At 55.9% G+C, this 13,457-nt stretch carries 9 protein-coding genes, 6 tRNA genes and 1 pseudogene; 4 read left to right on the top strand and 12 right to left on the bottom strand.

What is annotated here, in order from left to right; all coding sequences use genetic code 11:
- Window positions 1-130 precede the first annotated feature (130 nt).
- The 11 genes from ABLV04_RS19110 to nagB form a co-directional block, all read right to left on the bottom strand.
- A tRNA-Gln gene (locus ABLV04_RS19110) sits at window positions 131-205 on the bottom strand.
- A 47-nt stretch (window positions 206-252) separates the two neighbouring features.
- Window positions 253-329, bottom strand: a tRNA-Met gene (locus tag ABLV04_RS19105).
- 23 nt (window positions 330-352) lie between these two features.
- Window positions 353-427: transfer RNA gene (locus tag ABLV04_RS19100), tRNA-Gln, on the bottom strand.
- A 36-nt stretch (window positions 428-463) separates the two neighbouring features.
- Window positions 464-538 (bottom strand) — tRNA-Gln (locus ABLV04_RS19095).
- A gap of 23 nt (window positions 539-561) precedes the next feature.
- Window positions 562-646: transfer RNA gene (locus ABLV04_RS19090), tRNA-Leu, on the bottom strand.
- 9 nt (window positions 647-655) lie between these two features.
- Window positions 656-732 (bottom strand) — tRNA-Met (locus ABLV04_RS19085).
- A 237-nt stretch (window positions 733-969) separates the two neighbouring features.
- Entirely contained in the window at window positions 970-2,634 is a 1,665-nt protein-coding gene (asnB, locus tag ABLV04_RS19080; protein WP_004885914.1) for an asparagine synthase B, read from the bottom strand.
- Between the two features lie 278 nt (window positions 2,635-2,912).
- A complete protein-coding gene (locus ABLV04_RS19075; protein WP_023288846.1) occupies window positions 2,913-3,665 on the bottom strand; it encodes an HAD-IIA family hydrolase in 753 nt (250 codons plus the stop codon).
- Window positions 3,666-3,784: 119 nt separating this feature from the next.
- Window positions 3,785-5,005, bottom strand: a complete 1,221-nt coding sequence (locus tag ABLV04_RS19070) for an N-acetylglucosamine repressor (RefSeq protein WP_032455136.1) — start codon at window positions 5,003-5,005, stop codon at window positions 3,785-3,787.
- A gap of 8 nt (window positions 5,006-5,013) precedes the next feature.
- Window positions 5,014-6,162 (bottom strand): N-acetylglucosamine-6-phosphate deacetylase, encoded by a 1,149-nt coding sequence (gene nagA, locus ABLV04_RS19065; RefSeq protein ID WP_032455137.1) that lies wholly within the window; start codon window positions 6,160-6,162, stop codon window positions 5,014-5,016.
- 114 nt (window positions 6,163-6,276) lie between these two features.
- Window positions 6,277-7,077, bottom strand: coding sequence for a glucosamine-6-phosphate deaminase (gene nagB, locus ABLV04_RS19060; protein WP_012542446.1), 801 nt, complete (start codon window positions 7,075-7,077; stop codon window positions 6,277-6,279).
- A gap of 316 nt (window positions 7,078-7,393) precedes the next feature.
- On the opposite strand from nagB, the gene nagE reads away from it, so the two are divergent.
- Together nagE and glnS are read left to right on the top strand one after the other, a co-directional pair.
- On the top strand, window positions 7,394-9,349 hold the full coding sequence (nagE, locus tag ABLV04_RS19055; protein ID WP_023288849.1) for a PTS N-acetyl glucosamine transporter subunit IIABC: 1,956 nt from the start codon (window positions 7,394-7,396) through the stop codon (window positions 9,347-9,349).
- A gap of 178 nt (window positions 9,350-9,527) precedes the next feature.
- Window positions 9,528-11,195: a glutamine--tRNA ligase gene (gene glnS, locus ABLV04_RS19050; protein ID WP_065882511.1), complete on the top strand. Its 1,668-nt coding sequence runs from the start codon at window positions 9,528-9,530 to the stop codon at window positions 11,193-11,195.
- 54 nt (window positions 11,196-11,249) lie between these two features.
- On the opposite strand, the pseudogene ABLV04_RS19045 reads toward glnS, so the two are convergent.
- Window positions 11,250-11,558 (bottom strand): annotated as a pseudogene (locus ABLV04_RS19045) (methionine synthase).
- Window positions 11,559-11,633: 75 nt separating this feature from the next.
- Between ABLV04_RS19045 and chiP the strand changes: the two are divergent.
- Window positions 11,634-13,037, top strand: a complete 1,404-nt coding sequence (gene chiP, locus ABLV04_RS19040) for a chitoporin (RefSeq protein ID WP_023288850.1) — start codon at window positions 11,634-11,636, stop codon at window positions 13,035-13,037.
- A 47-nt stretch (window positions 13,038-13,084) separates the two neighbouring features.
- Window positions 13,085-13,417 carry a ChiQ/YbfN family lipoprotein gene (gene chiQ / locus ABLV04_RS19035; protein ID WP_023288851.1) on the top strand — a complete coding sequence of 111 codons (333 nt, stop codon included), beginning with the start codon at window positions 13,085-13,087 and terminating at the stop codon, window positions 13,415-13,417.
- Window positions 13,418-13,457: the final 40 nt, after the last annotated feature.

Below are 13,457 nucleotides of genomic sequence, written 5' to 3'. Positions count from 1 at the left end.
AACCTCGGAATGCCGGAATCAGAATCCGGTGCCTTACCGCTTGGCGATACCCCAATTGTCTGTTGCATTTAACCGTCACTATCCCGGTTTTAGCGCAACAGTGCGTTCATTGCTGAACGACTTTTTAATTTGGCTGGGGTACGAGGATTCGAACCTCGGAATGCCGGAATCAGAATCCGGTGCCTTACCGCTTGGCGATACCCCAACAAATTGTTTGCGGATTTATCGATGTGTATCGATACGTCCCGAATATGGTGGCTACGACGGGATTCGAACCTGTGACCCCATCATTATGAGTGATGTGCTCTAACCAGCTGAGCTACGTAGCCAAATTGTCTTACTGTTTCTTCGATGGCTGGGGTACCTGGATTCGAACCAGGGAATGCCGGTATCAAAAACCGGTGCCTTACCGCTTGGCGATACCCCAATACCGTCGCGGTGAACCGCAAATATCGCAGAAATATGGCTGGGGTACCTGGATTCGAACCAGGGAATGCCGGTATCAAAAACCGGTGCCTTACCGCTTGGCGATACCCCATCCGTACAACGCTGACTGGTGAATGGTGCGGGAGGCGAGACTTGAACTCGCACACCTTGCGGCGCCAGAACCTAAATCTGGTGCGTCTACCAATTTCGCCACTCCCGCAAAAAAAGATGGTGGCTACGACGGGATTCGAACCTGTGACCCCATCATTATGAGTGATGTGCTCTAACCAGCTGAGCTACGTAGCCATCTTTTTTTCGCGTAACCTTATCGGCGTTGCGGGGCGCATTATGCGTATTGGGCCTGCGAGCGTCAACCTCTTTTTCAAGGAAAATCGTTGTAATGTGACTGTTTGGTTAGGTTGCGAACAGCTCGCTGCAATAATCGGCAATTATTGGTTATTTATCGTTTTTCAGCGGCATAAATCCCGCAAAAAGAAAACGGACCCCGGAGGGTCCGTTTCGCGTTTCATCGCCTGTCAGGGCTTATTTATAGGCCGACTGGTGGACGCCCACCGCGCGGCCTGACGGATCGTTCATGGTTTTGAACGCTTCATCCCATTCAATGGCTTTGGCAGAAGAGCAGGCCACCGACGGACCGCCAGGGACACACTCCGCCGCGCTTGGCAGCGGGAACAGCTCTTCGAAGATCTCGCGGTACAGATAGCCTTCTTTGGAGGTCGGCGTGTTGTACGGGAAGCGGAAGCTTGCGGTTTCCAGCTGCTGGTCGCTGATCTGTTTCGCGGCCACTTCTTTCAGCGTATCGATCCAGCTATAGCCGACGCCGTCAGAGAATTGCTCCTTCTGACGCCACGCCACGCTGGCCGGCAGATAGGATTCAAAGCATTCGCGCAGCACGTGTTTTTCCATTTTACCGTTGCCGCACATCTTATCCTGCGGGTTGATGCGCATCGCCACGTCGAGGAACTTCTTATCGAGGAACGGCACGCGGGCTTCCACGCCCCAGGCGGACATCGCTTTGTTGGCGCGAGCGCAGTCAAACATATGCAGCGCCTGCAGCTTACGCACCGTCTCTTCGTGCAGTTCTTTGGCGTTCGGCGCCTTATGGAAGTAGAGGTAGCCGCCGAACACTTCGTCCGAGCCTTCGCCGGAAAGCACCATTTTGATGCCCATGGCTTTAATTTTACGTGACATCAGGTACATCGGCGTCGAAGCGCGAATGGTGGTCACATCGTAGGTTTCGATGTGATAGATAACGTCGCGGATCGCATCCAGCCCTTCCTGAACGGTAAAGTGAATTTCATGGTGCACGGTGCCGAGGTGGTTAGCCACTTCCTGCGCCGCTTTCAGGTCGGGAGAGCCTTCCAGACCGACCGCGAAGGAGTGCAGCTGCGGCCACCAGGCTTCGCTACGCTCCTGATCTTCGACGCGACGGGCGGCGAATTTCTTGGTGATGGCGGAGATGACCGAAGAATCAAGGCCGCCGGAGAGCAGCACGCCGTAGGGCACGTCGGACATCAGGTGGCTTTTCACCGACTCTTCCAGCGCCTGACGCAGTTCGTTCTTATCGGTAACGTTGTCTTTTACCGCGTCGTAATCGAACCAGTCGCGCTGATAGTACTGGCGAATTTCACCGTCTTTGCTCCACAGGTAGCTGCCCGCCGGGAACTCTTTAATGGTGCGGCACACCGGCACCAGGGCTTTCATTTCTGAGGCGACGTAGAAGTTGCCGTGTTCGTCATGGCCCATATACAGCGGAATAATACCGATATGGTCGCGGCCAATTAAGTACGCGTCTTTTTCGCTGTCGTACAGGGCGAAGGCGAACATCCCCTGCAGGTCGTCGAGGAACGCCGGGCCTTTTTCCTGATACAGCGCGAGGATCACTTCGCAGTCGGAGCCGGTCTGGAACTGATAGCGATCGCCATATTCCGCGCGCAGCGCCTGATGGTTGTAGATTTCGCCGTTAACGGCCAGCGCATGGGTTTTTTCGGCGTTGTACAGCGGCTGGGCGCCGGCGTTGACGTCGACAATCGACAGGCGCTCGTGCGCCAGAATCGCTTTGTCGCTGGCATACACGCCAGACCAGTCCGGACCGCGATGGCGCATCAGGCGGGAAAGCTCCAGCGCCTTTTTACGCAGCTCGCCTGCGTCAGTTTTAATATCCAGTACGCCAAAAATAGAACACATAGCCTTCTCCATTACCCTGTCTTGTTTGATGTTGTGCTGGCTTCGTCTCGTGGCGAAGCCTGAGTGCGTGCTTAAGAAAATGCCGTAAAGGGGAAGCCGGCGCAAGGGTTTTACGGCCGGAAAAAGAAAAAACGCAACTGCGATTGTTGAATAGTAAAAAAAGAGTATCTTTTGAACGGCTTTATTGAAGAATACGCAATTATAAGCCGTTTTTATTAGATGGGGGGCTTTTAGCAGGCGTCAGAAATGAACAACCACGTCCTGAGACGTGGCTGGCATTAGAAAATATCGATTTCCGCGACGGAAGGGTAGATCCACGACGGGCGGAACGGCATGCTGTCGATGTCGTCGAGGGTCGAGACGCCGGAGAGCACCAGAATGGTCTCCAGCCCCGCCTGGAAGCCGGCCAGAATGTCGGTGCGCAGATTGTCGCCGACGATCACCGTCTGTTCGGAGTGGGCCTGCATTTTGTTAAGCGCTGAGCGGATGATCCACGGGCTGGGTTTACCGACGTAAAACGGCTTACGGCCGGAGATCTTCTCGATCCCGGCGCACAGGGCGCCGCAGGCCGGGTAGAAGCCGCGACCGTGAGTATCCGGGTTGGTGGCAATGAAGCGGGCGCCATTGGCGACAAAGAAGGCCGCCTTATGCATCATCTCCCAGTTAAAGGAGCGGGTTTCCCCGACGATGACAAAGTCCGGGTTGACATCGGTGATGGTAAAGCCGGCTTTATACAGCTCGTGGATCAGCGCCCCTTCACCCACCACATAGGCTTTCTTGCCTTCCTGGCGGCGCAGAAAATCGGCCGTCGCCATTGCCGAGGTGTAGAAGGCGCTATCCGGCACCTCAATCCCGGCGGTGGCGAAACGGTTCGCCAGATCCTGCCCGGTTTGCGACGGGTAGTTGGTCAGCATCACCAGCGGCATGCCTTTATCGAGGATGCGCTTGATAAACTCGGCAGCGCCGGGAACGGCGACGTTATCGTGCATCAGCACGCCGTCAATATCACAAATTATGTTTTGAATGGTCATGGTGGGTCCAGAATCATTAACAAAGACGAAACTATACGCGTCATCGATGCGGTTTCACACCTCTGACGGGCGATGCCCGCCAGTGACAGAGCGACGCGCTTATCTGTAGAGGGGGGCGATTAGCTCTCAAGCAAGCGCTGCAGCAGCGTGCCATTGAGCATGGCGCGTTTGACCAGCGCGAAGGCGCCAATCGCTGAGCGATGATCGAGGGTGGAGCGCACCACCGGCAGGTTCTTACGAAACGCCTTTAGCGCCTGGGCGTTAATGCAGCCCTCAATGGCCGGGAGCAGCACTTTCTCGGCTTCCACAATTTCGCCGGCGACGACGATTTTTTGCGGATTGAACAGGTTGATGGCGATGGCGATCGTTTTTCCGAGGTGACGCCCTACGTACTCGATCACCTCGCAGGCCAGGGCATCGCCCTTGTTGGCCGCTTTGCAGATGGTTTTGATCGTGCAGTCATCGAGGGTCAGGCGGCTCTGGTAGCCCTGGTCCAGCAGATGGCGAACGCGATGTTCGATGGCGGCGTTCGCCGCGACGGTCTCCAGGCAGCCGAAGTTGCCGCAGTGGCAGCGTTCGCCCAGCGGATCGACCTGAATATGGCCAATTTCGCCCACGTTGCCGTTACGGCCAATAAAAATGCGTCCGTTGGAGATGATCCCCGCCCCGGTGCCGCGGTGCACGCGCACCAGAATGGAGTCTTCGCAGTCCTGGCTTGCGCCAAAATAGTGCTCGGCCAGCGCCAGACTGCGGATATCGTGCCCGACAAAGCAGGTAACGTTGAAGCGTTTTTCCAGCGCCCCGACCAGGCCCCAGTTTTCCACCGCAATGTGCGGCATATAGCGGATCACGCCGCTTTCTGGATCCACCAGCCCCGGCAGGATCACCGAGATGGCGATCAGCTCGCGGATTTTGCGCTGACAGTTTTCGATAAAAGTGGCGATAATATTCAGCAGGGCGTGTTCCAGCGTTTCCTGGGTGCGCTCGGGCAGCGGGAAATGCTCCTCCTCCAGGGTCTTGCTGCTTAAATCATAGAGGGTCAGGGTGGCGTCATAGCGGCCAAGGCGCACGCCAATGGCGTTGAAGTTACGCGTCTCCGCAATGATGGAGATGGCGCGGCGCCCCCCGGTGGAGGCCTGCTGATCGACTTCTTTGATCAGGCCGCGCTCAATAAGCTGACGCGTGATTTTGGTCACGCTGGCAGGGGCAAGCTGGCTTTGTTCCGCGATCTGAATGCGCGAGATAGGCCCATGCTGGTCAATCAGGCGGTACACGGCCGCGCTGTTCAGTTGTTTTACGAGGTCAACGTTACCAATTTGAGCTTGTCCGCCTGCTGTCATACTTTTACTTACTCAGTGACGACCTCGTTACCATTAACGATGGTCTTGGTGATTTTATAATCGCGTGTAAAGGCGGTCAGGTTAGCGACCATACCCGGCGCAATGCTGCCGAGCTGCTTGTCCACACCAATGGCGCGCGCGGGATAGAGCGTCGCCATCCGCAATACTTCGTCCAGCGCCACACCGCAATGCTCAACCAGATTACGCACCCCTTCAATCATGGTCAGGGAAGATCCGCTGAGGGTGCCGTTTTCATCTACGCACAGCCCGTTGCGGTAGTATATTGTTTTCCCGGCAAAAATGAACTGGTCAATATTCGCCCCCGCCGGCGCGGTGGCGTCGGTGACCAGGCACAGTTTGTCGCCTTTCAGGCGCTTGGCGTTGCGCACGTTGGCGTAATCGACGTGCATCCCGTCGACAATAATACCGCAGTAGACATCCGGCTCGTCAAAAATCGCCCCGGCCAGACCCGGTTCGCGGCCGGTAATGTACGGCATTGCATTATACAGGTGGGTGGCGAAGGTAATGCCCGCGCGGAAGCCCACTTTCGCCTCTTTCAGCGTGGCGTTGGAGTGGCCCGCGGAGACGACGATCCCGGCGGCGACCAGTTTGCGGATCACTTCCGGCTCGACGCGCTCAGGGGCGAGGGTCACTTTGGTGATCACATCGGCGTTGTCGCACAGGAAATCGACCAGCGCCGCGTCCGGTTTACGCACGTAGTCGGGATTGTGGGTGCCTTTCTTAACGATATTCAGCCAGGGTCCTTCAAGATGCAGACCCAGCGCCTGGTTCGGGTGCTTTTGCAGGTATTCGCGCATCACGCGGACGCCTTGCTTCATCAGATCGTCGCTGGAGGTAATCAGCGTCGGCAGGAAGCTGGTGCAGCCTGAGCGTTCGTTGGCCTTCTGCATGATCTCCAGCGTTTCGACAGTGACCGCGTCAGGGCTGTCGTTAAACTGCACGCCGCCGCAGCCGTTGAGCTGGACGTCGATAAAACCGGGGGCGAGGATCGCGCCGTTGACTGAGCGCTGCTCGATGTCAGACGGCAAATCTGCCAGCGGACAAAGACGTTCGATAAGGCCATTAGCGATAACAACCGCATGGTCATCGAGAATTTCATGACCGGTATAAACCCGGCCCTGGGTTAATGCATACATTACGACCCCCGGTATATACGTCTCATCAGGCCCGGGAACGTTCGTTTGCCGCCGGCCTGATGATGCATACAAAGAAAAAGATGGTCCCGCGCAAAGTCGCGGGACGCGACTACATTACAGACCTTTAATATTTTCAGCTTCTAATTCGTTGAAATATTTCAGCGTCTTCACTTTCAGCTCCATGGTGGACGGTTCGTCGCAGACGATCACCGCCTTCGGATGCAGCTGCAGACAGGTAATGGTCCACATGTGGTTGACGTTACCTTCAACTGCCGCCTGCAGCGCCAGCGCTTTCTGATGGCCCAGCACCAGAATCATGACCTCTTCCGCATCCAGCAGGGTGCCCACGCCGACGGTCAGCGCATATTTCGGCACCAGATCCACGTCGCCGTCGAAGAAGCGGGAGTTCGCCACACGGGTGTCATGGGTCAGGGTCTTAATACGGGTGCGGGACGCCAGAGAAGAGGCCGGTTCGTTGAACGCGATGTGGCCATCGTTGCCCACGCCGCCCATAAACAGGTGGATTTTACCGTAGGAACGAATTTTTTCTTCATAGCGACGGCATTCCGCATCGATGTCCGGCGCGTTACCATTCAGCAGGTTGATATTTTCTGCCGGAATATCAACGTGGTCAAAGAAATTACGGTGCATGAAGCTATGATAGCTTTCCGGATGCTCTTTCGGCAGGCCAACGTATTCATCCATGTTGAAGGTGACAACGTGCTTGAAGCTAACCTGGCCTGCTTTATGCATTTCAACCAGCGCCTTGTAGGCGGTGAGCGGGGTGCCGCCGGTCGGCAGACCCAGCACGAACGGACGGTCCGCGGTTGGTTTGAATGCATTAATGCGGTTCACGATATGGCGGGCAGCCCATTTACCGACCTGCTCAGCGGTTACCAGGGGGATCAGTCTCATTCTTCACCTCTATAGTTAAAAGTAGAATCTGGCGGATTGGCGCCAGCACTCTGAGGAGAGTATTGCAGCAACTGCGCCGACCGGGGTCAATCCGTGTTGATTTTTTGAATGATAAAATAAGTTTTCGATGTTAGCCAGTCTAAGGGAGGGGGGAATACGATATTTGGTGATAATTATCACAAAAAATACCCGTTTAATTTGCGATACGAATTAATTTTTCACACACTTTGCCGGTAAGTGATAAAACCGACCTTGTTACACAATAAAAAAGTGGCTTTGAAAATGAGCCTCATCGGGGTCTCATAGGGGGAATAAGATGAATATTTTAGGTTTCTTTCAGCGACTGGGTAGGGCGTTACAGCTCCCTATCGCAGTGCTGCCGGTCGCGGCATTGCTGCTGCGTTTCGGGCAACCAGACCTGTTGAATGTACCCTTCATCGCGCAAGCGGGTGGGGCTATCTTCGACAACCTGGCGCTGATCTTTGCTATCGGTGTGGCGTCAAGCTGGTCCAAGGATAACGCCGGCTCTGCGGCGCTGGCCGGGGCAGTAGGTTATTTCGTGATGACCAAAGCGATGGTCACCATCAATCCGGAAATCAACATGGGCGTACTGGCCGGTATCATTACCGGTCTGGTAGCAGGGGCGGTGTACAATCGCTGGGCCGGCATCAAGCTGCCGGACTTCCTGAGCTTCTTCGGCGGCAAACGCTTCGTGCCGATCGCCACCGGCTTCTTCTGTTTGATCCTCGCGGCGCTCTTCGGCTACGTCTGGCCGCCGGTGCAGCACGCTATCCATGCGGGCGGCGAGTGGATCGTTTCCGCAGGGGCGCTGGGTTCCGGTATCTTCGGCTTTATCAACCGTCTGCTGATCCCGACCGGTCTGCACCAGGTGCTGAACACCATCGCCTGGTTCCAGATTGGTGAGTTCACGAACGCCGCAGGCGCCGTGTTCCACGGCGACATCAACCGCTTCTACGCCGGCGACGGCACCGCGGGGATGTTCATGTCCGGCTTCTTCCCGATCATGATGTTTGGTCTGCCGGGCGCGGCGCTGGCGATGTATCTGGCCGCTCCGAAAGCGCGTCGTCCGATGGTGGGCGGTATGCTGCTGTCCGTTGCCATCACCGCGTTCCTGACCGGGGTAACCGAGCCGCTGGAATTCCTGTTCATGTTCCTGGCTCCGCTGCTGTACCTCCTGCACGCGGTACTGACCGGTATCAGCCTGTTCATCGCAACGGCGCTGGGCATTCATGCGGGCTTCTCCTTCTCCGCAGGCGCTATTGACTACGTGCTGATGTACAGCCTGCCGGCCGCCAGCAAAAACGTCTGGATGCTGCTGGTGATGGGCGTGGTGTTCTTCTTCGTCTACTTCCTGCTGTTCAGCGCGGTGATCCGCATGTTCAACCTGAAAACGCCGGGTCGTGAAGACAAAGCCGCTGACGTGGTAACGGAAGAAGCGAACAGCAACACTGAAGAAGGCCTGACCCAGCTGGCGACCAGCTATATCGCCGCGGTGGGCGGAACGGACAACCTGAAAGCGATTGACGCCTGTATCACCCGTCTGCGCCTGACCGTGGGCGATTCGGCGAAAGTCAACGACGCCGCCTGTAAACGTCTCGGCGCGTCCGGGGTGGTGAAACTGAATAAGCAAACCATCCAGGTTATCGTCGGCGCGAAGGCAGAGTCTATCGGCGATGAGATGAAAAAAGTGGTGACCCGCGGCCCGGTAGCGGCAGCGGCAGCCGCGCCGGCTGGCAACGTCGCCACCGCAGCGCCCGCGGCTAAACCGCAGGCGGTAGCGAACGCGAAGACCGTTGAGTCGCTGGTTTCGCCGATTACTGGTGACGTGGTGGCCCTCGAACAGGTGCCGGACGAAGCCTTCGCCAGCAAAGCCGTCGGCGACGGTATCGCGGTGAAACCGACCAGCAACATCGTGGTGGCCCCGGCCGCCGGTACCGTGGTGAAAATTTTCAACACTAACCACGCGTTCTGCCTCGAAACCAACAACGGTGCGGAAATCGTTGTCCACATGGGTATCGACACCGTGGCGCTGGAAGGCAAGGGCTTCAAACGACTGGTTGAAGAGGGCGCGGACGTGAAGGCGGGCGAGCCGATTCTGGAAATGGATCTGGACTTCCTCAACGCTAACGCGCGCTCGATGATTAGCCCGGTGGTCTGCAGCAACAGCGATGACTACAGCGCGCTGGTGATACTGGCGAGCGGTAAGGTCGTTGCCGGCCAGACGCCGCTGTATGAGATTAAAGGCAAGTAAGGCTCCTGAGTCGAGTTTATGCCTCAGCGGCGAAGGGAAACCTTCGCCGCTTTTTTTTGCAGCAATCGGCCCCATAATCCTCTTCTGATACCTATTTTACGTAACTAATAGTTGTCACTACGCCCTGCTTGTAAGATCATGTGCCGTTATACGTTGTTTACGCTTTGAGGAACCCGTGATGAGTGAGGCAGAAGCCCGCCCGACTAACTTTATCCGTCAGATCATTGATGAAGATCTGGCTACCGGTAAGCACACCACCGTTCACACCCGCTTCCCGCCGGAGCCGAACGGTTATCTGCACATTGGCCATGCGAAATCCATCTGCCTGAACTTCGGCATCGCCCAGGATTATCAGGGCCAATGCAACCTGCGTTTCGATGACACCAACCCGGTGAAAGAAGATATCGAATACGTGGAGTCGATTAAAAACGACGTGCAGTGGTTAGGTTTCCACTGGTCCGGGGACGTTTGCTACTCGTCTGACTACTTTGATCAGCTGCATCAGTATGCGGTTGAGCTGATCAACAAAGGCCTGGCCTATGTTGATGAACTCTCTCCTGATGAAATTCGTGAATATCGCGGCACCCTGAAAGCGCCGGGTAAGAACAGCCCGTATCGCGACCGCAGCGTGGAAGAAAACCTGGTGCTGTTCGAAAAAATGCGCAGCGGCGGCTTCGAAGAGGGCAAGGCCTGCCTGCGCGCGAAGATCGATATGGCGTCGCCGTTCATCGTGATGCGCGATCCGGTGCTGTACCGCATTAAGTTCGCTGAGCATCATCAGACCGGCAACAAGTGGTGCATCTACCCGATGTACGACTTCACCCACTGCATCAGCGATGCGCTGGAAGGCATTACCCACTCGCTGTGTACCCTGGAGTTCCAGGACAACCGTCGTCTGTACGACTGGGTGCTGGACAACATCAGCATCCCGGTTCACCCGCGCCAGTACGAATTCTCGCGCCTGAATCTTGAATACACGGTGATGTCCAAGCGTAAGCTGAACCAGCTGGTGACCGAGAAGCACGTGGAAGGTTGGGACGATCCGCGTATGCCGACCATCTCCGGTTTGCGTCGTCGCGGCTACACCGCCGAATCCATCCGCGAATTCTGCAAGCGCATCGGCGTGACCAAGCAGGACAACACTATTGAGATGGCGTCGCTGGAGTCCTGCATTCGCGAAGATCTCAACGAAAACGCGCCGCGCGCGATGGCAGTGATCGATCCGGTGAAACTGGTTATCGAGAACTACCCGCAGGGCGAAAGCGAAATGGTGGCGATGCCGAACCATCCGAACAAGCCGGAGATGGGCAGCCGCGAAGTGCCGTTCAGCGCGGAAATCTGGATCGACCGCGCGGACTTCCGTGAAGAAGCCAACAAGCAGTACAAGCGTCTGGTGCTGGGCAAAGAAGTGCGTCTGCGCAACGCCTACGTCATCAAAGCGGAACGCGTGGAGAAAGATGCCGAAGGCAATATCACCACTATCTTCTGTACCTACGATGCCGACACCCTGAGTAAAGATCCGGCTGACGGCCGCAAGGTCAAAGGCGTGATCCACTGGGTGAGCGCGGCGCATGCGCTGCCGGTAGAGATCCGTCTCTACGATCGCCTGTTCAGCGTACCAAACCCGGGTGCAGCGGAGGATTTCCTCGCGGTGATCAATCCGGAATCGCTGGTGATCAAACAGGGTTACGCGGAGCCGAGCCTGGCGCAGGCGGAAGCCGGTAAAGCTTACCAGTTTGAGCGTGAAGGTTACTTCTGCCTCGACAGCCGCTATGCAACCGCAACCAGTCTGGTGTTTAACCGCACCGTCGGTCTGCGCGATACCTGGGCGAAAGCGGGCGAATAACATTTTCCCTACCGTCAAAGCGCCGCACTCTGCGGCGCTTTTTTTGTTTCAGAATCAGCAAATTACTCTTTTTATTTTCGCGAAGCGAATTAATTCTGTTTCAAACCGGAAATAAATAACGCTTCTGATATTTCCTGTCTCATACAAAAAACCAATGTAATCGCTTTCAGGTTTTGCGTTTTTCCCTGATTTTGCAATGACTTCCATGACAAAATCATCAGAGATAAGACTGTAACAAAACGACATAAATTATGTGCGCTTTGTCATAATCTTAAGCTTTGCCTCACGAAAAACATTGATAATTCGCGTCACGAAAAATAGTCTATCTACAGTGGTTTCGCGGCCTTTTTCACCGCCCCACATTTTGCAGTGTTATTTATTTTTTTAGCGAATGACCCCCTGGTCTTCGCCTTTTAAAACGTCAAAGAGGATATGCACATGCGTACGTTTAGTGGCAAACGTAGTACGCTGGCGCTGGCTATTGCCGCCGTCACCGCGATGTCGGGCTGGGTTGTGATTCCGCAGGCCAGCGCAGCAGGCTTTATCGATGATTCTACTTTAACCGGCGGTATCTATTACTGGCAGCGTGAGCGTGACCGTAAAGATGTGACCGACGGCGACAAATACAAAACCAACCTTTCCCACTCCACCTGGAACGCCAACCTGGACTTCCAGTCCGGCTATGCCGCCGATATGTTTGGCCTTGATATTGCGGCGTTTACCGCGATTGAAATGGCGGAGAACGGCGACAGCGGCCACCCGAACGAAATTGCCTTCTCGTCGCGTAACAAAGCCTATGACGAAGACTACTCCGGCGATAAGAGCGGCATCAGCCTGTATAAAGCCGCTGCGAAATTCAAATACGGTCCGGCGTGGGCGCGCGCGGGCTACATCCAGCCAACCGGTCAGACCCTGCTGGCGCCGCACTGGAGCTTTATGCCGGGTACCTATCAGGGGGCGGAAGCCGGGGCCAACTTCGACTATGGCACCGCGGGCGCGTTAAGTTTCTCCTACATGTGGACGAACGAGTATAAAGCGCCATGGCATATCGAGATGGATGATTTCTACCAGAACGATAAGAAGACTAAAGTCGATTATCTCCACTCCGTCGGCGCCAAATATGATTTCAAAAACGACCTGGTGCTGGAGGCGGCATTTGGTCAGGCTCAGGGCTATATCGATCAGTACTTTGCTAAAGCCAGCTACAAGTTTGACGTCGCCGGCGCGCCGTTGAGCACCAGCTACCAGTTCTACGGCACTCGCGATAAGGTCAGCAACGGCGGGGTCAACGACATCTATGACGGCACCGCATGGCTGCAGGCGTTAACCTTTGGCTATAAAGTGGCGGATGTGCTGGATCTGCGTCTGGAAGGGACCTGGGTGAAGGCCGATGGCCAGCAGGGCTACTTCCTGCAGCGTATGACCCCGACCTACGCCTCCTCCAACGGTCGTCTCGATATCTGGTGGGATAACCGTTCCGACTTCAACGCCAACGGCGAAAAAGCGGTCTTCTTCGGCGCGATGTATGACATGAAAAACTGGGATATGCCGGGCTGGGCGTTTGGCGCGTCTTATGTGTACGCCTGGGATGCGAAGCCGGGCAAAATGTCCTCCCCGGACGCCTACTATGACGCTGATTACCGTCTGAAAGAGTCGGCCTACAGCCTGGATGCGCTGTATACCGTGCAGGAAGGCCGGGCGAAGGGCACGCTGTTTAAACTGCACTTTACCCAGTACGACAACCATTCCGATATTCCGAGCTGGAGCGGCGGCTACGGCAACATCTTCCAGGATGAGCGCGACGTGAAGTTCATGGTTATCGCCCCGTTCACAATTTTCTGATGCCTGCGCGGCGGGCGTGAGCCTGCCGCACCTCTGGGAGAACGACAATGAAAAAAATGCTGCTTATTGCCATGATGGCATCGGCTCTGGTGGCCTGCACCACGTCGCCGGCACCGAAAGAAGACACCAAACTGAAAGATGCCTATAGCGCCTGTATTAATACGGCGGAAGGCAATCCGGACAAAATTGAAGCCTGCCAGAGCGTACTGAATGTCCTGAAAGAGGATAAACAGCACCAGCAGTTTGCTAACCAGGAGAGCGTCCGGGTACTGGATTATCAGCAGTGTATCCAGGCTACCCGTACCGGTAACGATCAGGCGGTGAAAGCGCGCTGCGACCAGATCTGGAAAGAGATCCGCAGCAATAACACCACCCATTAAGCCAGACGGCAGCGGCAACCGGGCGGAGTCTATCTCCGCC

The organism is Klebsiella sp. JN_Kp127, assembly GCF_040062505.1.
GTDB classification, from domain to species: Bacteria; Pseudomonadota; Gammaproteobacteria; order Enterobacterales; family Enterobacteriaceae; genus Klebsiella; species Klebsiella quasipneumoniae.
Note: the sequence above shows the minus strand (reverse complement) of the source record. Positions and strands in the feature narration are given on the sequence as shown.

Bases quoted from the DNA above. Each gene is read 5' to 3' on its own strand.
- glnS (WP_065882511.1), top strand. From the start codon at position 9,528: ATGAGTGAGGCAGAAGCCCGCCCGACTAACTTTATCCGTCAGATCATT.
- nagB (WP_012542446.1), bottom strand. From the start codon at position 7,077: ATGAGACTGATCCCCCTGGTAACCGCTGAGCAGGTCGGTAAATGGGCT.
- ABLV04_RS19075 (WP_023288846.1), bottom strand. From the start codon at position 3,665: ATGACCATTCAAAACATAATTTGTGATATTGACGGCGTGCTGATGCAC.
- ABLV04_RS19070 (WP_032455136.1), bottom strand. From the start codon at position 5,005: ATGACAGCAGGCGGACAAGCTCAAATTGGTAACGTTGACCTCGTAAAA.
- asnB (WP_004885914.1), bottom strand. From the start codon at position 2,634: ATGTGTTCTATTTTTGGCGTACTGGATATTAAAACTGACGCAGGCGAG.
- nagE (WP_023288849.1), top strand. From the start codon at position 7,394: ATGAATATTTTAGGTTTCTTTCAGCGACTGGGTAGGGCGTTACAGCTC.
- chiP (WP_023288850.1), top strand. From the start codon at position 11,634: ATGCGTACGTTTAGTGGCAAACGTAGTACGCTGGCGCTGGCTATTGCC.
- nagA (WP_032455137.1), bottom strand. From the start codon at position 6,162: ATGTATGCATTAACCCAGGGCCGGGTTTATACCGGTCATGAAATTCTC.
- chiQ (WP_023288851.1), top strand. From the start codon at position 13,085: ATGAAAAAAATGCTGCTTATTGCCATGATGGCATCGGCTCTGGTGGCC.